The following is a 22,044-nucleotide window of genomic DNA, read 5'->3' on the forward strand; positions in this document are numbered from 1 at the left end:
GAAGCCCATTGCGAATTGGTTTCATTTATGGGGTTCTCCCCCCTACTCCCTACTCCCTGTTCCCTACTCCCTGTTTGTTGACATTTCTAGTCGTGAACTACCTACACTGACCTGACGGTACAGTGTAGGCTTCCTGTCCAACAGAAAGCGCAGTAGTGGATTTCTTGCGTCCTCCCTTACTCCGACTTACATCTGGACAACAGGCTTTATCCCCCGTTCCAGAGGTCAAAATCCGTAGTCCCTCATCTCTGAGGTTAATGCTTGCGTTCACATCCCTATCATGCTTCGTTTTGCAATGCTCACAAGTCCAGAATCTTACATCTAGCGGTAAACTACCGACTTGATTCAGGCACACATGACAGGTTTTTGAACTGGGGAAAAATCTATCAACTTCCTGATATATTTTCCCTTCCATCTCTGTCTTCTTCCTTAATTTCGCTTACGCTCAATATCAGTCAGAGAACTGTCGTCAACTCACGCGCAATTCATCTCACACTCCCCTTCGGGTGAGATGTGAGGCTTCTTGCTGTTTCAGCTAAAAACGTAATTACGAATTATTTAATCGGTGAATTCGTTGCCAGAGAAGATTAGCACTATCGGCATTTCCTTGATGTTCTTTGAGTAATGCCAGATGAGTCAGCGCCTCTTGGTGAGTCGGTTGTAAATAAATTGCTTTTTGAAAAGATTGTGCTGCCTGCTCATTTTGCGCCATCGCTTGCTGCACCTGACCTAATAAAAGATATGCTTCAGTACTCACCTGATTTTGGTTAAGATAATCATTGCATAGTTTAACCGCCTCATCCAATCGACCTTCATCGGCTAAAGCTCTAGCTGTTTCTAACAAATTTACTTTTAGTTCTATTGGCAATATCGGATTCTGAGGAGCAACATTTAACCTCTCTTGGGCAACAAACTTAGAATTATTTTTTTTCGGTAGCTGTTGCTTGTTGAGAACATCTATATTTTTGCCTGTGATGCCTTGTCTCTGAAGATTTTGATGATGATTTTTGTGAACATTTTCGCCCCCTGTGGACTTTCGATGAGCAACTACTGAATCTTGACGAACTGAGATCAATTGAGTTTTAAACAATAACCAAGTTTCAGCGTGTCCCACAAATAGCAAGCCTTCTGGACTTAGCAACCTTTCTAAGACTTGAATGGTGCGCTCTTTTGTTGTCACATCGAAATAAATCAACAGATTACGGCAAAAGACTACATCATAAAGCGGCGTGTCACCAAGAAAAGCCGGATCTGCCAAGTTGCCATTAATAAAATTCACCATACTTTTCACCTGTTCGCACAGGTGATATCCTGCCTCAGTTGCCTGAAAATAGCGCTCTTGAAACGATTGGCTATTGCCGCGAAACGAGTATTGATTGTAAATTGCTCGTTGGGCTTTTACCAGGCACTTTTTGCTAATATCAACAGCATCGATGTGAATGTTTGTCGGATTTAATCCTGCTTCCAAAAGAGCGATCGCAATGGAATATGGTTCTTCACCGGTTGCACAGGGTACACTCAAAACCCGTAATATACCCTGTGGATTTTTTGGCAACCACTCAGATAATACATAATGCTTCAGAAATGCAAAAGACTCTGGTTCTCGAAAAAACCAAGTCTCTGGAACAATTACAGTGTCAATCAGTGCTTCCCATTCCTGGGTAGATACCTGTAACTTCCCCAGATAGTGAGCAATATCCGTTATACCGCAATCTGCCATACGTTGATAAATTGCACTTGCGATCGCATCAGCACCAATAGAGTTTGCATCCAAACCAATCTTGCTTTTTAGTAAAGCTTCAATAACAGATTGTGCCATTTATAGAATCTTCAGACCAATCTAAAATCTAGTATTGTGATGACTTTCTGGCAAGAGATTGACTTGCTGTGCTTCTGACAACAAGTACTCAATGCGAAGACACTGAATCATCCCTTGGTCATCTACAATCATTTTGCCCAAATATGGCGCTGTATCTATCTGGATATTGGAATCAGCAAATTTAGACTCAGACTGGTGTAATGTTTCTACAACTTGTTCTGTCATCAAACCCAAAATATAGGGAGCCTGAAGTTCTGTATTATTACTCCCCCAATAGTTGACTAGTACAATCCTAGTACTCAGGTACTCACTAGAGGGTTTACCACGCATCAACTGACATAAATCGATTACTGGTACAATGCGTCCCCGATAGTTAAAAACACCAGCGATATGCTCAGGCTGGTGGGGCAAAGTTTTGAGCATAACAAGTGGTATTACTTCTACAACCTGTCGGCTTTCTATGGCATATCGCTCATTCCCAATGTTGAGAAGTAGCATTAACACTAATTTACATCTCCAGTGCTAGCTTTGGTATTCCTTGTAGACTATGCAAGGAAACCCAACACTAACAAATTTAATTTTTATCAGCAATACATGATACCCATTCTTGAAAGCTGCCATGTGTGACAATATCTGTAAATTCATTGCCGAAAACTTCAAAGATGACTTGGCAACTTGGTTACTAGGTTCACCGATTAAATTAACAGAACTTAGCCCGACTGAATTATCAAACGAACCAATTCGCGCCGATTCGTTAAGTATATAAATGATGTGAGACCTAATATTTATCAATCATTATTATTGTTTATAATCCTTAAGCCAAGGATAGTACACAAAGCTATTGCCAATTCATCTAAATAATTATCATCCAAATGACCAATCACTCTGATAATTCTTGATTTATCAACAACCCGAAGTTGCTCACAAAGGACAACAGAATCTTGGCTTAAACCACCAATACCAGCAGGTACAAACACATGGGAGGGTAGAATAGCGCGTCTAATCTTTGAGGTGAATGGTGCAATAATGGTATGAGGACTAACAGCATTTGCCCGATCAATTTGTACCACTACAACAGGTCTAATACCTGCTTGTTCTGTACCAATAACAGGATTGAGATCACACAAAAGCACATCTCCCCGTGTGATATCTACCACTGGATTTCCCCACGCGCCAAGCGTTCTTCATAATCTTCTAAATTAGATAAATAGTCAGAAAAATCTGATTCCACTATTTCCACTGACTCGCTAAACTGAAGCCATAATTCCCAGTTTTTACTGCTATGCTTCATTAATAGGAAGTCGATAAAATCACTTACTTCTTGAACTAAAGATTCTGGCATTTGCCGGATTTTACCAATGGTTTGGTCTTGTATGCTCATGATAAATTATTTTCAGATGGATTTCTCTTTATCCACAAAAATCAAAGACCTGGCGATTGGAAATAGCCAGGTTTAAAATGCAAACTAAAACTCAGCACTTTGCGGTGTACGCGGAAAGGGAATCACATCACGAATATTTCCCATACCAGTTATAAATTGCACGAGTCGTTCAAAACCTAGTCCAAAACCAGCGTGAGGAACAGTACCATAACGACGCAAATCAAGATACCACCACAAGTCTTCTGGGTTTAATCCTTGCGCTAACACGCGGCGTTCTAAAACTTCCAAGCGTTCTTCTCGCTGCGAACCGCCAACAATTTCGCCAATTTTCGGTGCGAGAATATCCATCGCACTGACGGTTTTTTCATCGTCGTTCAAGCGCATATAAAACGCTTTGATTTGCGCTGGATAATCTGTAACAATTACTGGCTTTTTAAACTGTTGTTCAGCTAGATATCGTTCGTGTTCTGATTGTAAATCTAAACCCCAACTCACAGGATATTCAAATTTAACATCAGCTTTTTCTAAAAGTGCGATCGCTTCTGTATAAGTTAAGCGTTCAAACTGATTATTAATAATATTTTCGGCTGTTGCCAACACAGATTTATCAATGCGTTCATTGAAAAATTCCATATCTTCTGGGCAAGTTTCCAACACATATTTAAAAATATGTTTGAGAAACGCCTCAGCTAAATCCATATCGCCTTCTAAGTCACAAAAAGCCATTTCTGGCTCAACCATCCAAAATTCTGCTAAGTGGCGGGAGGTGTTAGAATTTTCGGCACGGAAGGTAGGGCCAAAGGTGTAGACGTTAGAAAACGCCATCGCCATCACTTCCGCTTCTAACTGGCCGCTAACTGTTAAATATGTGGGTTTGGCAAAAAAATCTTGGCTGTAATCTACTGCTTGGTTTTCTGTGCGGGGAATATTCTTTAAATCTAAACTGGTAACGCTAAACAGTTCACCCGCACCTTCGCAGTCGCTAGCGGTGATGATGGGTGTGTGTACCCACAAAAAGCCTCTTTCTTGGAAAAATTGGTGAATTGCAGCCGAACAAGCATTTCTGACGCGAAAAACTGCACCAAAGGAATTGGTACGCGATCGCAAATGTCCAATGGTTCGCAGAAACTCAAAGGAATGGCGTTTCTTTTGCAGAGGATATGTATCGGGATCAGCTTCGCCGTAAACTTTCACTGTCTCGGCTTTCAATTCAATTCGCTGTCCTTTACCAAGAGAAGCCACTAGCACCCCTGTCGCTTCCACAGCAGCACCCGTATTCAATTTTTTCAAGATAGCTTCGTAATCTGGCAAATCTTGATTAATGACGACTTGCAAATTAGCTAGTGATGAGCCGTCATTGACTTCAATAAAAGCAAATCCTTTGGACTCGCGCTTCGTCCGCACCCAGCCTTGCACTTGGAGGGATTCATCAGGTTGGCCACTCCGCAATATTTCTGCAATCCGTCGATTTGCCATATCTTACAACTTATATTTCGTCAATTTAGTAAGTAAAAATATTAAAGAATCTTAACCATTTAACCCAATCCAAAATCTAAAATCCAAAATCCAAAATTGGATTTATCCAGCATAAGACTTTAATATCCAGCCTATGATAACGCCCATTCCACCAAAGCGGACGACTTGCCAGAAAGGTTTTTTGAGGCTACGCCAAGAAAATAACTGGCTTTCTAAGTTTAGTTCTAGCCTTTCCAACTGCTGTTGAATGTGCCGCAACTCTGCTTTGATTTCTGGTGTCTGAGATTTATTGTGCTTTAGTTGATCCCGACGCTGTTGCCATTGTGCCTGTTGTTGGCGATCGCGTTGCACTTGATCGTAACGTTCTCTTAAGGATAGGAGCGATCGCTCTACTTCCTCTAACTCTTGTTCAAAATCTGGTTCTGGAGTTTCCCCTGGCGGTTGTGATTGTTTAGACGGCTTCATGTACAAGTAGTAAACTAAGATTAAAGGCGAGTCTGCCAATAGTCAAAATTAAAACTATGAGTTTTTGACTCAGCACTCAATACAGGCTAAACGCCCCGCTATCGCTAACAGCACTCAGCACTCATAATTATGTCTCAATCTACTCAGCTGCCGAAAACCAGTCAACTGAATGAACTTAGTACTCTGGAACTAGCTCAAGCCCTCATGGAAAGGCTGACTATTTCCCCTAACGATTGGCATCGCCTCAAGTCTAACCGCAATTCCCGCGCTAATGAACAAGTGGCAGCAGCAATTGTGTATCTTTTAAAAAATCAGCCAGAAGAAGCTCAAGCTAGATTACAACAAGCAGTTGGTTGGTTAGATCGCTCTATTTCTGCGCCTCCCTGTCCAACTCACGGTAAATAGGGAGTAGGGAGTAGGGAGTAGGGAGTAGGGAATAGGGAATAGTTAGTAAAAAACAACTAATCAATAACTTTCCCCACTCCCCACTCACCATTCCCTTCTTACCGCCGCAGAGATAGTCCCCGGCGATTTTCCATTTGTTTACAAAGCCTTAATTCTGTGCCTTTGCGGTTCCACTGCACCTGATCAAAAATTTGATGCAGAAGACATAAACCACGACCATTTTCTGACTCATCTGGTGGAAGATAGTCTGTTGGTTCTTCATTTGTAGTAGATGAAGGAGTAAAGCCACTACCCTGGTCTGATATTATCCACCAATATTGATTATCTATTACGGAAAAACGAACTACAACTGTTTTACTTGGATCGAGATTATTGCCATGTTTAGCTGCATTTACTAGGGCTTCTTGAAGTCCTAGACGCAGTTCTGCCTGTAATTTTGCTGGAATTTCTGCCAACAATAAGTCTAATATAGGACAAAGGTAGAGGGTTGAGGCAAAACTAATAGTGCCCCAATAACGTCCAACTGGACGAAGTGAAATAGTAATCACAAGAGAAACCCCATAGCTTTCAGTTAGCTAGACATCAGTTTGCTATTACAGTCACCCTGATAAAACTTGAGGTGGTCATGCTGCCTTCAAACTTGCGTCTTTAAAACTAAATTTTGAAAATGCTAGGGAGCATTGGCTTTATAACTATGAATTGGGATTGTTTAGATATATATCGGCCAGAATCTGTTTGACAATGATGTCAGCAAATTAAAAAGATCCTGCTAATTTGAGAGAGTATTGGCATACTCTAGTTATTTGCCGATTTATAATTCATACAATCCACTTCATACTTTTTAAGAACCTATGCAACTTGAATTTATTTAAACAAAATGATTTTTTATTTTTGCCTTAATTCAATTTTAGCATCTTTAGTATGCACTAGACTAAAAATTTCAAATTTCAGTTTTTGTAAAGGAATTACCATCCTTGTTCAAATGTGACAGCACAAGAAAGGCAGCAGCTTCAACATGAGCAGTTTGAGGGAAAAAATCAGCAGGTTGTACCCGTGTGATGGTATATTGCCCATCTTGACAAAGCAATTTCAGGTCACGGGCGAGGGTAGCTACTTTACAGCTGACGTAAACGATCCGAGATGGTTTCAATTGCCGTAAAGTGTCGATGACTGCGCGATCGCACCCCTTTCGTGGCGGATCGAGTATTACTACTTCTGGTATTGTGCCCATCTTTGGCAGCAATTTCTCTACAGCGCCTACTTGGAATGTCACATTATCAATTCCGTTGCGGTGGGCGTTCAAAATAGCTTGTTCTACTGCTGCTGCTTGCACTTCTAATCCTGTAGCAATACGTACTTTTTTGGCGAGGGGTAATGTTAAAGTCCCTATACCACAGTAGGCATCAATTAGCAACTCATGCCCTTGAAGATTGAGTTCTGATTGAATTACCTGCAATAGTGCCTCTGCTGTTTCTGTATACACTTGGAAAAATGTATCTGGGCGTACTTGAAATTCCAGTCCAGCAAAATATTCATGCAGGTGGGGGACTCCAGCAATACAACGGGTTTCTGATCCAAAGATAGCATTTGTGCGATCGCCATTGCGATTGAGCGATACTCCCACTAACTGCGGATAGCGCTTTAACCATTCCTGGGCTTGGGTTTCAATTCCTGATAAATTCCAGTCCTTTACTACCAAAGTCAGCAACATTTCCCCAGTGTGTCGGCCAATGCGTAAACCGAGATGGCGAATTTTTCCTTGGTGACGTTGTTCGTCATAAATTTGCCAGCCTTGCTGTTGAATATCCTGCTTAACTTCGGCAAGTAAAGGATTTAATCGCGCATCTTGGACTGGACATTGATTTAAGTTAATTAATTGATGACTACCTTTTTGATAGTAACCAGCCTGTACCTGTCCTGTTGCCGATAGCGAGAGAGGATATGTAGATTTGTTACGGTAGCCGAAAGCAGAAGGGGCGGCGAGTACCGGATCTACTGGTGGTTGGATAAAACCGCCAATGCGTTCTAAAGCTTGGATAACTTGATTTTGCTTGGCTACTAGCTGGTAATGATAATTAATATGCTGCCACTGGCAACCACCGCACTTGTCAGCCACAATACAACTAGGTCGAATCCGGTGGGGCGATGGTGACAATAGCTCTTGGAGCTTACCGTGAGCGTATTTAGGTTTAACATGTACTAAACGGACAATAGCGCGATCGCCTGGGACGGTATCTGGGACAAACACTACACGCTCATCAGCGCGTCCCACACCATCGCCTGTATCACTCAGATTAGCGATCGTCACTTCAATTAATTCACCCTGTTGCCAAATTATTTTAATCATTAGTCGTCATTGGTCATTAGTCATTGGTCATTAGTCATTTGTCATTTGTTATGGGGCATGGAGCATTATTGTCTTCTTCATTTCCCCCAGTCCCCAGTCCCCAATCCCCAATCCCCAATCCCCAGTCCCCACTCTCCCCAAACAGATAAATTCAATACATAAGTAACTCCGATCCCTTCACTTGTGTACCTCCAACTCGGTAAACTAACAGATAATATTTCAGGTGATTTCAATAATCATGACTGTAATTAGCCAAGTTATTCTCAAAGCCGACGACGAACTGCGTTATCCCAGCAGTGGCGAACTTAAAAATATCAAAGACTTTTTGCAAACCGGCGTACAACGGACACGGATTGCAGCTACTTTGGGTGAAAACGAAAAGAAGATAGTTCAGGAAGCAACCAAACAACTTTGGCAGAAGCGTCCTGACTTTATCTCCCCCGGAGGTAATGCTTACGGAGAACGCCAACGTTCTCTATGTATCCGTGACTTTGGCTGGTACTTACGCCTAATTACCTATGGCGTGCTTGCCGGTGACAAAGAGCCAATTGAAAAAATCGGTTTGATTGGTGTGCGGGAAATGTACAATTCATTGGGCGTTCCCGTGCCTGGAATGGTAGAAGCAATCACTTCCCTCAAAACAGCCTCCCTTAGCTTACTGAGTGCGGAAGATGCTGCCCAAGCAGCACCATACTTTGATTACATCATTCAGGCTTTGTCATAATTCAAAGTGTGTGCGAGTTCTAGGAGTATACTTCCGGTCTACTTAGGCATAAGATACCCAATTTGATCATACCTTCCCCACATTTGGTAGTGGCTGTGGCAAAATCTTTGTCAAGTTACGAACCATCTGTGGGGAAATTTTATAGATATGGGCATTGGGTATGGGGCATTTTACTAATGACCAATGACCAATGACTAATAACTAATGACAAATACAAAAAACCGACAGTCCTTGAGTAAGGCTGTCGGTAATTAAGTGTGTTCCCTATTAATGACTCGGCTAGAGTTCAGTTGTCATTAATTATGCCTAGTTAGCGATCGCAGGGAGACGATCCTAATCATCGATATGTGTGATTCTCGTCACATGATTGTTACATCTAAACTGCATATACCCGAATAATCTCTGAGTGACACTAGATTTATGCAAGTTCAGGTGCTAGAAATTTCACTGAGATGAAAAAATCAAGTTATCTTTAAAAACTAAAGCATTTAGTGTAAAATAGATACCCCTGTATAAAAGCTTCGATACTTTTGACCTGAAAGCACTCACTCAGCGCGATAAGCTAGAGTTAGCGGCAAAACTTATTCACAACGTCTTGCAACAAACTTAGCTTGGAGTAACAATGGCAACAGAACAAAAGCACAGCAATTATTTATCAGAAGCCGAAAGCCGTTTGCGTCAGCTTCCTGCTGAGAAGTTGCGAGTAGCAGTTGCAATGATTGCTTATTTACAAAAAACAGAAGAAAGCGAAGCTACTGAAAAACTATTATTAAATATTCCTGATTTTGCCGAATATTTCCGCGAAATTGAACAAAACGAAGACGAATTACAAAATACTCCCTCAAAAATTGCCTCAGATGAAGAAGTACTCCAGGCTTACTTAGCAGTTGAAAAAAAATGGGAAGAGGTATTCCGTCACCTTGCAGACTCCTAAATTTCTCACTATTTCTCAAGTCTTAGATATTCACCAACGCCAAATTCAAAGATTTGGTGGAACAGCAGGTGTTAGAGACGAAGGTTTGCTAGATTCAGCACTGGCACAACCTCAAGCTACTTTTGGCGGTGAACTTCTCCATCCAACAATTCACGAGCAAGCAGCAGGGTACCTGTACCATTTAGCAATGAACCATCCGTTTCTTGATGGCAACAAGCGCACGGCTTTTGCTGTTATGCTCACTTTTTTGAACTTAAATGGCTATACTCTCAACTTATCCCAAGAGCAAGCTTACAACTTGGTGATTCAAGTAGTCCAAAAAGAAATATCCAAGGAAGAATTATCTGCATTTCTGGAACCGCACCTACAGGGCAAGTAAATCGATAGAATAATGCTCTGTCCCCCCAGAGTGCATTACTTCCATGACTGCAACCTCAAAACCAGCTTTTTCTCCCCAAGAAATTGCGGCTGTTGGTCTTAAACCAGAAGAATACGCAGAAATTGTCCGTCGGCTAGGCCGTCATCCCAACAAAGCTGAACTGGGAATGTTTGGTGTGATGTGGTCAGAGCATTGCTGTTACAAAAATTCTCGACCTCTACTCAAACAATTTCCCACCGATGGCCCCCGTATCCTAGTAGGGCCTGGTGAAAATGCTGGTGTTGTAGACTTAGGTGATGGACTCCAACTAGCTTTTAAGATTGAATCTCACAACCACCCCTCAGCAGTCGAACCCTTTCAGGGAGCCGCAACGGGAGTAGGAGGCATTCTTAGAGATATCTTTACAATGGGTGCGCGTCCCATTGCCCTATTAAACTCGCTGCGCTTTGGCTCTCTAGAAGATGCCAAAACTCAAAGGCTCTTCCAAGGCGTAGTAGCAGGAATCTCTCATTATGGTAATTGTGTGGGAGTACCCACCGTTGGCGGCGAAGTTTACTTTGACTCTGCTTACTCTGGTAATCCTCTAGTGAACGTTATGGCACTAGGGTTGATGGAAACAGCAGAAATCGTCAAATCTGGAGCATCTGGCTTAGGCAACCCCGTGCTGTATGTTGGTTCTACCACTGGGCGCGATGGTATGGGAGGCGCGAGTTTTGCTAGTGCAGAATTGAGCGATCAATCCATAGACGATCGCCCTGCTGTGCAAGTGGGCGATCCCTTTTTGGAAAAGTCGTTAATTGAAGCTTGTCTGGAGGCGTTTAAGACGGGTGCAGTTGTCGCCGCTCAAGATATGGGAGCTGCGGGAATCACCTGTTCTACCTCAGAGATGGCAGCAAAAGGCGGTGTGGGAATTGAACTAGATTTAGATAAGATTCCCGTCAGAGAAAGTGGGATGGTTCCCTATGAATATCTGCTTTCGGAATCTCAAGAACGAATGCTGTTTGTTGCCCACAAGGGACGTGAGCAGGAATTAATCGATATTTTCCACCGTTGGGGACTTCAAGCCGTTGTGGCTGGGACAGTCATTGCTGAACCGATTGTGCGGATTCTCTTTCAGGGTGAAGTAGCAGCAGAAATTCCCGCAGAGGCTTTGGCGGAAAATACCCCACTGTATCACCGAGAGTTATTGACGGAACCACCAGAATATGCGCGTAAAGCTTGGGAATGGACTGCTGATTCCCTACCTCCTGCTACAACTGCTGGAATAGAACTCCAAGGAGGACTGCAAAGCTGGAATGATATTCTCTTAACTTTGCTCGATACACCCACGATCGCATCTAAAAATTGGGTATATCGTCAGTATGACCATCAAGTACAAAATAATACGGTAACACTGCCAGGTGGGGCAGATGCCGCTGTTATCCGTTTGCGCCCCCTAGAACAAATCCCCAATCTAAAATCCAAAATCCAAAATCCAAAATCAGGAGTTGCGGCCACAGTAGATTGCAATCCTCGTTATGTCTATCTTGACCCTTACGAAGGAGCTAAGGCAGTTGTGGCAGAAGCAGCCCGCAATCTTAGCTGTGTGGGTGCTGAACCTCTAGCGGTGACAGATAATTTGAATTTTGGCTCTCCAGAAAAACCCATTGGTTACTGGCAATTAGCAGAAGCTTGTCGCGGTCTGGCGGAAGGTTGCCGAGAATTGGCGACACCGGTCACAGGCGGAAATGTCTCTTTGTACAACGAAACCTTTGATTCTCAAGGCATTCCACAACCCATTTATCCCACTCCTGTTGTCGGAATGGTGGGTTTGATTCCCAATATCACCAAAATTTGTGGTCAAGGTTGGCAAGCAGCCGGCGATGTGATTTATCTGCTCGGATTACCTCTGACATCTAAACTCAGTTTGGGAGCATCTGAGTATTTAGCCACTATCCACAATATTGTTGCCGGAAAACCACCAAGGGTAGATTTTGACTTGGAACGCCGCGTCCAGAAAGTTTGTCGTGAAGGAATTCGTAATGGTTGGGTACGTTCAGCCCATGATTCTGCTGAGGGAGGAGTAGCGATCGCTATAGCCGAAAGTTGTCTTGCTGGCAATCTTGGTGCCCAAATCAATTTAGAAATAGCACCAACCCAATTAAACCACAGCAGTTGCTCCACTTGGGGAGACCCCAAGACCGCACTGCCTCGCCTCGATGAAGTGCTATTTGCCGAAGGTGGTGCCAGGATTTTAGTTTCTGTTGCATCAGCACAACAAGAAATTTGGGAATCATATTTACAGGAACATCTAGGTCAAAATTGGCAAATACTAGGTACTGTTGGCAATTCGGAAACGGGTTTGGGGGTTTTCACCACTGATAACCAAACCTTAATCAAAGTTAGTATCGAAGATATGAGCGATCGCTATTCCTATGCGATCGCCAGACGTATCGCCGTCCATACCACTACCCCCGAAGAAGTTAGGAGTTGAAAGTGAGGAGTTAGGAATAAAAAGCATAACTCCTAACTCTTTTATTAACTTTCTTGAACATAATTACGGTACTGTTTTAATGGATGGTTAAAGATTTATTAAGAACTCTACCACCATCGATATAATCCCAGTGACCGACTACCGATTTTAGATTTTGAATTTTAGATTTTGGATTAGGGGCATTGCTTCTATTTCCTGTCTTGCTCTTAACTAGGCGGAACAAATCTAAAATAGGCATTCTCAAATCCCAAGCCGCATCCCTAACACGGTGCGATCAATCCAAAAGACGCTCTCTACGAGACGCTGCGCGACACACGGACTCGCTAATGCTCCGCTATCGCCAATCTCAAATCCCAAATTGATTGACCCCCCCACCAGGAGCAAAGCTAGCATGATTTCTATTCATTCTGTCACTTCGGATGAATACCCCGACCCAACCAACAACCCAATCAATAGTCATGAAAATCAGCCTGACAAGCCCGAAGAAGCTTGTGGTGTTTTTGGCATCTATGCCCCAGGAGAAAACGTTGCTAAACTGACCTACTTTGGATTGTATGCCCTCCAGCATCGGGGTCAAGAATCAGCTGGTATTGCTACCTTTGAGGGTACAGAAGTACATCTCCACAAGGATATGGGCTTGGTGTCTCAAGTTTTCAATGAATCCATCTTGGATCAATTGCTCGGTAGCCTTGCTGTTGGTCACACTCGTTATTCGACTACAGGTTCTAGTCGCAGAGTTAATGCCCAGCCAGCAGTGCTAGAAACCCGTTTAGGTTCATTAGCTCTTGCACATAATGGTAATTTAGTCAATACTGTGCAACTACGTCAAGAGTTGCTTGACAATAAATGTAACTTAATCACCACAACAGATTCAGAAATGATCGCTTTTGCGATCGCCGAAGCTATTAATGCAGGCGCAGATTGGCTAGAAGGTGCAATTAAAGCATTTCACCGTTGCCAAGGAGCCTTTAGTTTAGTTATTGGCACTCCCATCGGCGTTATGGGTGTCCGCGATCCTAATGGCATTCGCCCTCTGGTAATCGGGACTTTGGCTGGTAATCCAGTCCGTTACGTTTTGGCTTCCGAGACTTGTGGTTTAGACATCATTGGAGCCGAATACCTGCGAGATGTAGAACCAGGAGAATTAGTTTGGATTACTGAAGAAGGTTTGGCTTCTTATCATTGGGGTCAAAAATCTGAGCGCAAATTGTGTATTTTTGAGATGATTTACTTTGCCCGCCCTGATAGCATCATGCACAACGAGAGTTTGTACAGCTATCGGATACGGTTAGGGCGGCAACTGGCACAAGAATCTAATGTAGATGCCGATATTGTTTTTGGTGTTCCTGATTCTGGTATACCTGCTGCCATTGGATTTTCTCAAGCTTCTGGTGTCGCCTACATGGAAGGACTGATTAAAAATCGCTACGTTGGGCGAACCTTTATTCAGCCAACCCAAACCATGCGGGAATCGGGTATCCGCATGAAACTCAACCCGCTTAAAGATGTGCTAGCAGGTAAACGAGTAATCATCGTAGATGACTCGATTGTGCGGGGTACTACCAGCCGTAAACTAGTCAAAACCTTGCGTGACGCGGGTGCAATAGAGGTACACATGCGAATTTCTTCTCCCCCTGTAACTCATCCCTGCTTCTATGGCATTGATACCGATTCTCAGGATCAGCTAATTGCTGCTACCAAATCAGTAGCGGAAATTGCCAAGCAACTGGAAGTAGACAGCCTCGCCTATCTGAGTTGGGAAGGAATGCTAGATGCAACACGAGAAGACACTAATAGTTTTTGTTCTGCCTGCTTCACTGGAGATTACCCCGTGGCGATTCCCGATCAAGTGAAGCGTTCTAAGCTGATCCTAGAAAAAGTAGTGGTATAGGGACTTGGGGCATTAGGGACATGAGAATCAATACCCAGTCCCCAATCCCCAATCCCCAGACTTAATCTGGGGATGATTCTAATTTTTCCGGCTTGAGCAAGGGGAAGGCGATCGCATCCCGAATACTGGCACAATCAGTTAATAACATCACCAAGCGATCGATCCCAATCCCTAAACCACCTGTAGGCGGCATCCCATATTCCAAAGCTGTCAGAAAGTCTTCATCTACACCTTGGGCTTCTAAGTCACCGGCGGCTTTCCGTGCCGCTTGTGCTTCAAAGCGTTCTCTTTGATCGATCGGATCGGTAAGTTCTGAGAAGCTATTCCCAGTTTCTCGCCCGACTATAAATAACTCAAATCTTTCTACCAAACCAGGTACAGAACGGTGAGGTTTTGCTAAGGGCGAAATTTCTACAGGGTAATCAATTACAAAAGTAGGTTGAATTAAATTAGTTTCTACCTTCTCTTCAAAGGCTAAATTTAGTAACTTACCAATTGATTGGGCTTCATCGATACCAGGAATACCAGCATTTTTACTTGCTGTTTTTGCGTCTTCCAAAGTTTGAAACGAATTAAAATCCAAGCCCGTAGCTTCTTTAACTAAATCGTGCATTGTCACCCGCCGCCAAGGTGGTGTTAAATCTATCGCTTCCCCTTGGTAGGTAATTTCCAATGTGCCGAGTACCTCTTGGGCGACAGTGGTAATAATCCCCTCAGTCAGCGCCATCATATCGTTGTAGTCAGCGTAGGCTTGGTAAACTTCAATCGTCGTAAATTCGGGATTGTGTCGAGTTGAAATTCCCTCGTTGCGGAAAACTCGCCCCAATTCAAACACCTTTTCAAAACCACCCACAATCAACCGCTTGAGATGGAGTTCTGTGGCAATTCGCAGATACAACTCCATTTCTAAAGTGTTGTGGTAAGTGATAAATGGACGTGCATCTGCACCCCCAGTCTCACTTTGCAAAACTGGCGTTTCAATTTCTAGAAAATCTCGCTCTTCTAAATAGCGGCGAATACCAGCAGTAATTTGAGCGCGACGGCGGAAAGTTTGTCGCACTTCTGGGTTTACAATCAAGTCAACGTAGCGCTGACGGTAGCGTTTGGCAACATCCGTTAATCCATGCCACTTGTCGGGTAAGGGCAATAGGGATTTAGTCAGGATAGTATATTGTTTAACGTAGACAGATAACTCGCCCTTTTCAGTCCGTTTAATAGTACCTTTGGCTCCCAGGATGTCGCCTGCATCTGTAAGTTGTTTTAAGTGATTGAAGGCATCGGCATCAATATCTGCCATACCTTCTTGAATGCGATTTTTATCCAGATAAAGCTGAATTGTACCGGTTTCGTCTTGCAAAGTGAAGAAAGCCAATTTACCAAAAACGCGACGCGCCATAATGCGTCCAGCGATGGAAACTTCTAAATCAACTTCTTCACCATTGGATAAATCGGCAAATTGTTCTTGCAACTGCGCTGCATGATGGGTAGATTCCCAACGATAGGCATAAGGGTTAGTCCCTAGCTGCTTGAGTTGTTCTACTTTCTCCAGCCTGGCGGCTCGGATATCTTCTTCCGACATGGTAACGAACTAAATAGGGCAAGATTAATTATAGATGTTGTAATCAAGTGAGGCGATTATCTGCAATCTTTACAAACTTCAGATTTAGTGTCGCCATCAAATACTACCAAAAATTTGCCATCGGGTATTAAGCGTTGAATAACTCGCAAATATCCATCAGCATCCGATTGTGTTCGGTAACGAGCCACAACAACTCGTTGCATATTGGCAAGCAAACGCACAACTAACCACCTATTGAGATTCTCTCGATAGGGCATAATAAGATAAGTCTCCATTGAGTTTGGAGCAACAGCCAGTGCCGAACTTTCCACGGGACGCACTGGCTTTTTGCTTTAGTCAAATCTTATCAGAGATTGTATTAAAAATGAAACTTTTATAGTACTTTTCTGAAACTAATTAGCTACAAAAAAGATAAATTTTGAAACATAAGATGCCAAAGCGATTTCCCATAGGCCCCTTAGGTGAACATGATGATGACTGGCTCACCATTTGGGCTTGGCTTAATAATCGCAGCAAGTCAGTTCAAGCAGCTTTGCTAATAGGCTTTGGAATTGCCGAAAAAAAACCTGAAATTGAAAGAATGCTGGAGTATATGGCGAAAAAGCGGGGAATGACTCCTGACGAACTGTTCAAAAGCATTCTGGACGGAACTGCTGACAGCAGTGACAATGAGCCAGCTAGCGAGGAATGAATGTGTCGAAAGCAATATTCCTCCGTTAACAGGTAGCCGTCATGCTAAATAGGGCAAAATTAATTTATAGATGCTGCAAAAGTTGGCAATGAGAGATATTTGTCTTTGAGGGCGCGTGCGTAGGCGTAGCTCGTCGGAGGCATCACTACAGGAAATATACAATGACACAAACTAGAGTGCGCCTGTGGAGTGTAAACGAATATCACCGGATGTTTGAAACGGGTATTATTACAGAGAATGAACGGGTAGAACTCATTGATGGGCAAGTTATCCCGATGAGCGCCAAAAATCCCCCCCATGCAGCGAGAACGCTGTGTGCATCTGATTACCTCAAGCGGCTGCTAGCAGAAGTTGCCTTAGTTCGGGTACAAGATCCCATTCAGTTGAGCCAATATTCGGAACCTGAGCCAGATATCGCTGTTGTCCAGATTGATACGCGAAAGTACATCGATCATCATCCTGCGCCGAATGAAATCTTTTTACTTATTGAGGTAGCAGATACAACACTAGAAACAGATCGTAAACAAAAAGCGCCTCTTTATGGTAAAGCGGGAATTGCTGACTACTGGATTTTGGATGTGAATCAGCGTCAGGTTTATGTTTTCCGCGAACCGGGTTTAGAAGGCTATAATCTTGAATTTATTTTGCAGGAGGATGCAATATTATCTTTGATTGCATTTCCAGAAATTGAAGTACAAATTAGTCAAATGTTTCCATAAGCCTCTCGGTCTGTGAGGTAGAGGAATAATAGAAGTGGGATTCTAAGAATAAGTTGTATATCACATTAATAATTAAAATAACTAAGTTAAATAAAGTAACATAGCATGGTATGAGACAGGTAAAATAAAAACTGCTTGCGATCGCTTATTATTTTAAGCCTTTAATGCTTTCCTAGTTTTAGCGAGTGCCTAGATGAAATAGCCTTCATTTTCAAGTTAGTAAATTGTACGACCGCCTTTACTAAATCTTGCTGTTCTGGTTGCAAATTTATTTTTTCTAGGGCTTGCTTGATATTATTACCAGCCCGGAGATTGTGAGTAAGTTGGGCACGCTGGGATGAGGTTAACACTGCCTCAATTTCCCTATTTCTTCTCTGACGCACAGCCTGAAGTTCTTGCCGTTGTAAAGGAGTCAGGTTAATTTCCGACGAGGTGGAATAGCTTGCAGTTTTAGTAGTTTGGACGAAAATAACACCAGAAGTCGTATTGATTTGAACGGGTGCAGCGAAGGCAATTCCCGGCATCAAGAGGATAAGAGCAAGAATATTAGCGAACACAGATAGCCGTTTTGTCAAGTAAATTGCCATATTGAGAAATGCCTAGTACACAGTGGCGGAAGTTTGCCTGCTTTTAACAAGTTGCTTGAGCAATTTGTCTAGTTAATCAACCTCCAAAACCAGAAATTAAACGCTTGAGGGCACGACCGGCAATGTCGCCATAGCCCAGTTCTCCACACATAATCTTACCCATGACTTGGGGAGCAGAGGGGTGCTTAACACCAACTTGGTAGGCAATGTTGGAAAACCGATAAAACGCTCCAGCTAACTTTTTTGCCCAAGCCATCTCAGTACCCCATTGTTCATTCATGGCTTCGCTATATTTTTCTAAAGCGTTGGTATTACCAGAAAGTGCCTCATTAATGGCTCCTGCTGCAATTAAACCGCTAAAAATTGACGGACGAATGCCTTCTGCTGTCATGGGATCAACTACACAAGCAGCTTCCCCAACCAAAACTGCATTTTGGGTGTGCAGTTTTTGATTACCATCCCAAATAGATATGGGATAACCATACTGCTTGCTAGTTTTGATATCTAGATTAAACGATCGCGCGTACTCATCTAAAATCTTCTTAAAGTCTTGGCGTTCGCCACCGACAAATGTACCGACACCAATGGAATAACCGTCCGCCTTCGGGAAGTTCCAAATGTAGCCATTTTTCACCAAGCCTAACTCGATGTGCATTGTGGATTTATCCTTGACAGTTGCCGTAACTTCTGCCTCTAAAGCTCCTGCTAAACTGCGTTTACGTTCTTTGAAGCCTAGCCATTTTGCCATTGGCCCTTTGACACCATCAGCTGCGATTAAGTAGCGGCCTGTAACTGGGCCATTAGCTGTGTTAACTAGCCAATAGTCGCGTTGAAACTCAATACCCGTTACTTCCGTATTATCTCGTAGTTCAGCCCCTTGCTTCTGTCCTTGCTGCACTAGGAAATGGTCAAAAATATCTCGTCGCACCATCCAGACTGGTTCTTTTGTGGGGATTTTTGCTTCTATGGGGTCGCCCAATTTCCAGGTAAAGCGAAAGGAGTCGGCTTTTACAGAAATTACTGGGCTAAAATCAAAGTCAAACCATTGAGCGATCGCTGGAGATACACCACCACCACAAGGTTTATATCTTGGTAGGGATTCTTTTTCTAACACTAATACTGAGCGGCCTTGTTTGGCTAAATGATATGCAGCTGTTCCACCAGCTGGCCCAGCGCCGACAATGATGCAATCGTACATATTGCTGAATCCTTGCTTCTCAATTAGTTTAAGCTAACGCGCCTACCAATACCTATAGGGAATGGGGAATAGGGAATAGGGAATAGGGAATAGGGAATAGGGAATAGGGAATAGGCAAGACGCGATTCATCACGTCTGAAACACCAGATATTGTCCTACAGGTGTAAAATTTGGCAGAATTAACGTAATTAATCCATCCTCCTGTAGGGTAAACCTGATGCTAATAGGCGAAATTCTCCGAACACGCAATAATTAAAATACTGCTTCTAATCGACTTTTATTCAATATGACTCAATTATCAAAAACAAGCCGAAGTCGGGGATGGAGGAAATGTAACGTCACGCCTGAAGAAATAAATCTCCGTCAAGTACAACGTCAAGAACTGGGTGCTAGGTGTCGTACTATTTTTGAGCGCCTTCGTCCCCAACTCATCGACAACCATTACAACTGGTTTATCGCTATTGATGCAGAAAGCGAAAACTACCTAATTGACCCGAAACTAGAAGCTTTACTAGAGCAAATTCGCACGCGATATACTAATCCAGATGCGAAACTTACTATCTTTCGCCTTAACGAAATAGGAGCCTGCGGCACGATATGATTGCGGGCAGGTTTGGTAACAATGGAGAATTGTTCTTTGAAATACAATTGGTTGTAGCTAACGGCGAGCAATTTGAAGTTGAAGCAATGCTTGATACAGTTTTTACATCTGGGTGGCTGGCGATTAATTCTCAAGACTTGGAAGCTATTGAGTGGCCGATAGTTATACCTCAGATTGAGATGCAAACTGCCAGAGGATTAGAGTATTTTGATTTATATGAAGGAAAAGTCATTGTTGCTGGCAAAGAATTTATCATTCCCGTTCATGTAGGAGAACAACTACCTGATATTTTGCTCGGTTCACTGTGGTTGGATATTATGCAGTTGGTTGTAAATAAACCAAAAGGGATTTTGACATTAGAAGTGGTGGAAGCAGATTATTAGTAGTAATTCGTAGCTGTAAGACAAAGGCTGAAGAATTTATCCATCATTCTTCAGCCTTTATGCTTTAGACTTTAGACTTTAAACAGTCGTAATGTCCTTTTCTTTTTCTGCCAGTAACTCATCAATTCGGGCAGTGTACTTGTTTGTCAGTTTTTGCAATTTATCTTGCTGATCTCGTGCTTCATCTTCAGGAATTTCAGCATTTTTTTCCTGTTTGCGAATGGCATCTATGGCATCGCGGCGGATGTTGCGAATACTAACACGACCCTCTTCAGCATACTTAGATGCTAATTTAACGAGTTCTTTACGGCGATCGCTTGTCAAGGGCGGAATATTCAGCCGAATCACGGAACCGTCATTACTGGGCGTTAAACCGACATCTGACAAAGAAATCGCTTTTTCGACTATGTTTAAACTGCTGCGATCATAGGGTTGAATTAAGATCGTCGTGGCATCTGGCGTGCTAATGTTTGCCAGTGATTTCAAGGAAGTGGGCGAACCGTAATAATCCACCAATACCTTATCTAATAGGCTCGCATTGGCGCGACCAGTGCGAATTGAGTTAAAAGATCGTTGAGTCGCCTCAACGGTTTTTTGCATCGTACTTTCAGCTTCAGCTAATTTCACAAGAACCTCCCACAAGGGTGCCGATGGATTCTCCCAAGACTGCCCGGTGGATGTTACCTCTCACCGTTAGGTCAAAGACCAAAATTGGGATATTATTTTCTTTACACAAGGCGATCGCAGTACTATCCATCACCCGCAAATCTTTGGCTAAAACGTGTGCGTAGGTTATGGTATTGTAACGCTTGGCGTCAGGATAAATATGAGGATCGGCATCATACACTCCGTCTACTTTGGTGGCTTTAAAAATCACCTCGGCATCAATTTCTGCTGCTCTTAATGCCGCAGTCGTATCTGTAGTAAAGAAGGGATTTCCAGAACCAGCGCCAAAAATTACCACCCGCCCTTTTTCAAGATGACGGATGGCACGACGACGGATATAGGGTTCTGCTAATTCTTGCATAGCGATAGCAGTTTGCACCCGCGTCTGTACTCCTATGCGTTCTAGCGAATCTTGCAGCGTCATGGCATTCATTACCGTGGCAATCATCCCAATATAGTCAGCTGTTGCCCTGTCCATTCCCGCCGACGCTGCTTTGACGCCACGAAAAATATTGCCGCCGCCAACAACTATGGCGATTTGAGTGCCAGTGGCTATCACCTCTGCTAATTCTTGTGCTATTCCTTTGACCACCTCTGGGTCAATGCCATAGCCCATGTTGCCCATTAAGGCTTCACCGCTCAGTTTGAGTAAAACCCGTCGGTAATTCGTTCCCATGAAGTTCTGCTTTATCAAAAAAGTTGCAATTGCCTCCAATTTAAGATAACAGTTACAGGGACTATCTATGTCTAGTTACGCCAAATCAATGTAGTACCTATTGCTTCTGTTTGTGGTATATCTATTTCTCGACCATCAAACAGAGAGGCGATCGCTGTTCTCAAATAATCTTCTCCCACTGATGATGCATCTTGGGGATGATTATCAATTTTACCTTTGTAGCGGACTATACCATTAGTGTCGATGAGAAAGGCCGTTGGTGTTTTTCTTGCACCGAAACTACCGGTCACATCTTGGGTTGAGTCCCACAGGTAGGGAAAGTTCAACTGGTGACGCAAGGCAAAAGCTTTCATATTTTCAAAGCTTGACCTAGTATCGTAGTCAACATTACTACCATTCAATCCAATTAGTGTGAAGCCTTTGGGGGCAAATTCGGCTTGAATGTTTTTTAGCCTGCTTAAATACCGCTCTACATAAGGGCAGTGGTTACACATAGAAATAACGCCGACGGCTCGGAACTTCTCAAGATAACGCCTGAGATGGTGTACTTGACCATCAATTCCGGGCAATTCAAAATCTGGTGCGTAGCTCCCAACGGGAGTATCGATTGTTTCTAGTAGATTCATGATTTCTGGCTCGCAGAACTAGGA

General features: G+C 43.1%; 26 protein-coding genes and 2 pseudogenes. 11 read left to right on the forward strand and 17 right to left on the reverse strand.

Annotated features, from left to right (window positions below; translation table 11 throughout):
- Positions 1–97: 97 nt before the first annotated feature.
- The 3 genes and pseudogenes from V7K76_RS19255 to V7K76_RS19265 form a co-directional block, all read right to left on the reverse strand.
- Positions 98–424, reverse strand: a pseudogene (locus V7K76_RS19255) (zinc ribbon domain-containing protein); the annotation flags it as partial.
- Positions 425–547: 123 nt separating this feature from the next.
- Positions 548–1,819, reverse strand: coding sequence for a CheR family methyltransferase (locus V7K76_RS19260; RefSeq protein WP_334777717.1), 1,272 nt, complete (start codon positions 1,817–1,819; stop codon positions 548–550).
- Between the two features lie 21 nt (positions 1,820–1,840).
- Positions 1,841–2,317, reverse strand: coding sequence for a chemotaxis protein CheW (locus tag V7K76_RS19265; protein ID WP_334777716.1), 477 nt, complete (start codon positions 2,315–2,317; stop codon positions 1,841–1,843).
- Between the two features lie 121 nt (positions 2,318–2,438).
- Between V7K76_RS19265 and V7K76_RS19270 the strand changes: the two are divergent.
- Positions 2,439–2,576 (forward strand): annotated as a pseudogene (locus V7K76_RS19270) (Rpn family recombination-promoting nuclease/putative transposase); the annotation flags it as partial.
- Positions 2,577–2,607: 31 nt separating this feature from the next.
- Here the strand turns inward: V7K76_RS19270 and V7K76_RS19275 are convergent.
- From V7K76_RS19275 to V7K76_RS19290, 4 genes are all read right to left on the reverse strand, one after another.
- Complete coding sequence (locus tag V7K76_RS19275) at positions 2,608–2,976, reverse strand: type II toxin-antitoxin system PemK/MazF family toxin (protein WP_334777715.1); 369 nt, start codon at positions 2,974–2,976, stop codon at positions 2,608–2,610.
- On the reverse strand, positions 2,970–3,200 hold the full coding sequence (locus V7K76_RS19280; protein ID WP_334777714.1) for a DUF2281 domain-containing protein: 231 nt from the start codon (positions 3,198–3,200) through the stop codon (positions 2,970–2,972). Before V7K76_RS19280 ends, V7K76_RS19275 begins: the two co-directional genes overlap by 7 nt.
- Positions 3,201–3,284: 84 nt before the next feature.
- The gene (gene asnS, locus V7K76_RS19285; protein WP_334777713.1) at positions 3,285–4,676 is read right to left on the reverse strand and encodes an asparagine--tRNA ligase; all 1,392 of its coding nucleotides are present in this window, start codon (positions 4,674–4,676) and stop codon (positions 3,285–3,287) included.
- Positions 4,677–4,778: 102 nt separating this feature from the next.
- Positions 4,779–5,141, reverse strand: a complete 363-nt coding sequence (locus tag V7K76_RS19290; protein WP_334777712.1) for a hypothetical protein — start codon at positions 5,139–5,141, stop codon at positions 4,779–4,781.
- Positions 5,142–5,270: 129 nt separating this feature from the next.
- Here V7K76_RS19290 and V7K76_RS19295 point away from each other — a divergent pair, with 129 nt between their 5' ends.
- Positions 5,271–5,546 (forward strand): DUF6439 family protein, encoded by a 276-nt coding sequence (locus V7K76_RS19295; protein ID WP_334777711.1) that lies wholly within the window; start codon positions 5,271–5,273, stop codon positions 5,544–5,546.
- 98 nt (positions 5,547–5,644) lie between these two features.
- On the opposite strand, the gene V7K76_RS19300 is transcribed toward V7K76_RS19295, so the two are convergent.
- On the reverse strand, positions 5,645–6,094 hold the full coding sequence (locus V7K76_RS19300) for an ATP-binding protein (RefSeq protein WP_179068619.1): 450 nt from the start codon (positions 6,092–6,094) through the stop codon (positions 5,645–5,647).
- 392 nt (positions 6,095–6,486) lie between these two features.
- Entirely contained in the window at positions 6,487–7,893 is a 1,407-nt protein-coding gene (gene rlmD, locus V7K76_RS19305; RefSeq protein ID WP_334777710.1) for a 23S rRNA (uracil(1939)-C(5))-methyltransferase RlmD, read from the reverse strand.
- A 238-nt stretch (positions 7,894–8,131) separates the two neighbouring features.
- Between rlmD and V7K76_RS19310 the strand changes: the two genes are divergently transcribed.
- From V7K76_RS19310 to purL, 4 genes are all read left to right on the forward strand, one after another.
- Positions 8,132–8,617: an allophycocyanin subunit alpha-B gene (locus tag V7K76_RS19310; protein WP_334777708.1), complete on the forward strand. Its 486-nt coding sequence runs from the start codon at positions 8,132–8,134 to the stop codon at positions 8,615–8,617.
- 622 nt (positions 8,618–9,239) lie between these two features.
- Positions 9,240–9,551 carry a hypothetical protein gene (locus tag V7K76_RS19315; protein ID WP_334777707.1) on the forward strand — a complete coding sequence of 104 codons (312 nt, stop codon included), beginning with the start codon at positions 9,240–9,242 and terminating at the stop codon, positions 9,549–9,551.
- On the forward strand, positions 9,538–9,930 hold the full coding sequence (locus V7K76_RS19320; protein ID WP_334777706.1) for a type II toxin-antitoxin system death-on-curing family toxin: 393 nt from the start codon (positions 9,538–9,540) through the stop codon (positions 9,928–9,930). Before V7K76_RS19315 ends, V7K76_RS19320 begins: the two co-directional genes overlap by 14 nt.
- A gap of 43 nt (positions 9,931–9,973) precedes the next feature.
- Positions 9,974–12,403, forward strand: coding sequence for a phosphoribosylformylglycinamidine synthase subunit PurL (purL, locus tag V7K76_RS19325; RefSeq protein WP_334777705.1), 2,430 nt, complete (start codon positions 9,974–9,976; stop codon positions 12,401–12,403).
- A 76-nt stretch (positions 12,404–12,479) separates the two neighbouring features.
- Here purL and V7K76_RS19330 read toward each other — a convergent pair whose 3' ends face one another.
- Positions 12,480–12,641, reverse strand: a complete 162-nt coding sequence (locus tag V7K76_RS19330; protein ID WP_334777704.1) for a hypothetical protein — start codon at positions 12,639–12,641, stop codon at positions 12,480–12,482.
- Between the two features lie 153 nt (positions 12,642–12,794).
- Here V7K76_RS19330 and purF point away from each other — a divergent pair, with 153 nt between their 5' ends.
- The gene (purF, locus tag V7K76_RS19335) at positions 12,795–14,294 is read left to right on the forward strand and encodes an amidophosphoribosyltransferase (protein ID WP_334777703.1); all 1,500 of its coding nucleotides are present in this window, start codon (positions 12,795–12,797) and stop codon (positions 14,292–14,294) included.
- A gap of 61 nt (positions 14,295–14,355) precedes the next feature.
- Here the strand turns inward: purF and lysS are convergent, their stop codons facing one another.
- Entirely contained in the window at positions 14,356–15,873 is a 1,518-nt protein-coding gene (gene lysS / locus V7K76_RS19340) for a lysine--tRNA ligase (protein ID WP_334777702.1), read from the reverse strand.
- 56 nt (positions 15,874–15,929) lie between these two features.
- A complete protein-coding gene (locus V7K76_RS19345) occupies positions 15,930–16,193 on the reverse strand; it encodes a hypothetical protein (protein WP_334952491.1) in 264 nt (87 codons plus the stop codon).
- A gap of 110 nt (positions 16,194–16,303) precedes the next feature.
- Between V7K76_RS19345 and V7K76_RS19350 the strand changes: the two genes are divergently transcribed.
- Both V7K76_RS19350 and V7K76_RS19355 read left to right on the forward strand, forming a co-directional pair.
- The gene (locus V7K76_RS19350; RefSeq protein ID WP_334729943.1) at positions 16,304–16,564 is read left to right on the forward strand and encodes a hypothetical protein; all 261 of its coding nucleotides are present in this window, start codon (positions 16,304–16,306) and stop codon (positions 16,562–16,564) included.
- A 161-nt stretch (positions 16,565–16,725) separates the two neighbouring features.
- Positions 16,726–17,283, forward strand: coding sequence for a Uma2 family endonuclease (locus V7K76_RS19355; RefSeq protein ID WP_334777700.1), 558 nt, complete (start codon positions 16,726–16,728; stop codon positions 17,281–17,283).
- A gap of 161 nt (positions 17,284–17,444) precedes the next feature.
- Here V7K76_RS19355 and V7K76_RS19360 read toward each other — a convergent pair whose 3' ends face one another.
- Complete coding sequence (locus tag V7K76_RS19360; protein ID WP_334777699.1) at positions 17,445–17,870, reverse strand: hypothetical protein; 426 nt, start codon at positions 17,868–17,870, stop codon at positions 17,445–17,447.
- A 76-nt stretch (positions 17,871–17,946) separates the two neighbouring features.
- Positions 17,947–19,068 (reverse strand): geranylgeranyl reductase family protein, encoded by a 1,122-nt coding sequence (locus V7K76_RS19365; protein ID WP_334777698.1) that lies wholly within the window; start codon positions 19,066–19,068, stop codon positions 17,947–17,949.
- Between the two features lie 286 nt (positions 19,069–19,354).
- Here V7K76_RS19365 and V7K76_RS19370 point away from each other — a divergent pair, with 286 nt between their 5' ends.
- Both V7K76_RS19370 and V7K76_RS19375 read left to right on the forward strand, forming a co-directional pair.
- Complete coding sequence (locus V7K76_RS19370) at positions 19,355–19,669, forward strand: hypothetical protein (protein WP_334777696.1); 315 nt, start codon at positions 19,355–19,357, stop codon at positions 19,667–19,669.
- Entirely contained in the window at positions 19,666–20,052 is a 387-nt protein-coding gene (locus tag V7K76_RS19375; protein ID WP_334777695.1) for an aspartyl protease, read from the forward strand. The genes V7K76_RS19370 and V7K76_RS19375 overlap by 4 nt, the downstream gene beginning before the upstream one ends.
- 78 nt (positions 20,053–20,130) lie before the next feature.
- Here V7K76_RS19375 and frr read toward each other — a convergent pair whose 3' ends face one another.
- The 3 genes from frr to V7K76_RS19390 form a co-directional block, all read right to left on the reverse strand.
- Positions 20,131–20,679 (reverse strand): ribosome recycling factor, encoded by a 549-nt coding sequence (frr, locus tag V7K76_RS19380; RefSeq protein ID WP_179068605.1) that lies wholly within the window; start codon positions 20,677–20,679, stop codon positions 20,131–20,133.
- On the reverse strand, positions 20,666–21,394 hold the full coding sequence (gene pyrH / locus V7K76_RS19385; RefSeq protein ID WP_334777694.1) for a UMP kinase: 729 nt from the start codon (positions 21,392–21,394) through the stop codon (positions 20,666–20,668). The genes frr and pyrH overlap by 14 nt, the downstream gene beginning before the upstream one ends.
- 71 nt (positions 21,395–21,465) lie before the next feature.
- Positions 21,466–22,020, reverse strand: coding sequence for a thioredoxin family protein (locus tag V7K76_RS19390; protein WP_334777693.1), 555 nt, complete (start codon positions 22,018–22,020; stop codon positions 21,466–21,468).
- Positions 22,021–22,044: the final 24 nt, after the last annotated feature.

This window comes from Nostoc sp., from assembly GCF_036917975.1.
Classification (GTDB): domain Bacteria; phylum Cyanobacteriota; class Cyanobacteriia; order Cyanobacteriales; family Nostocaceae; genus Nostoc.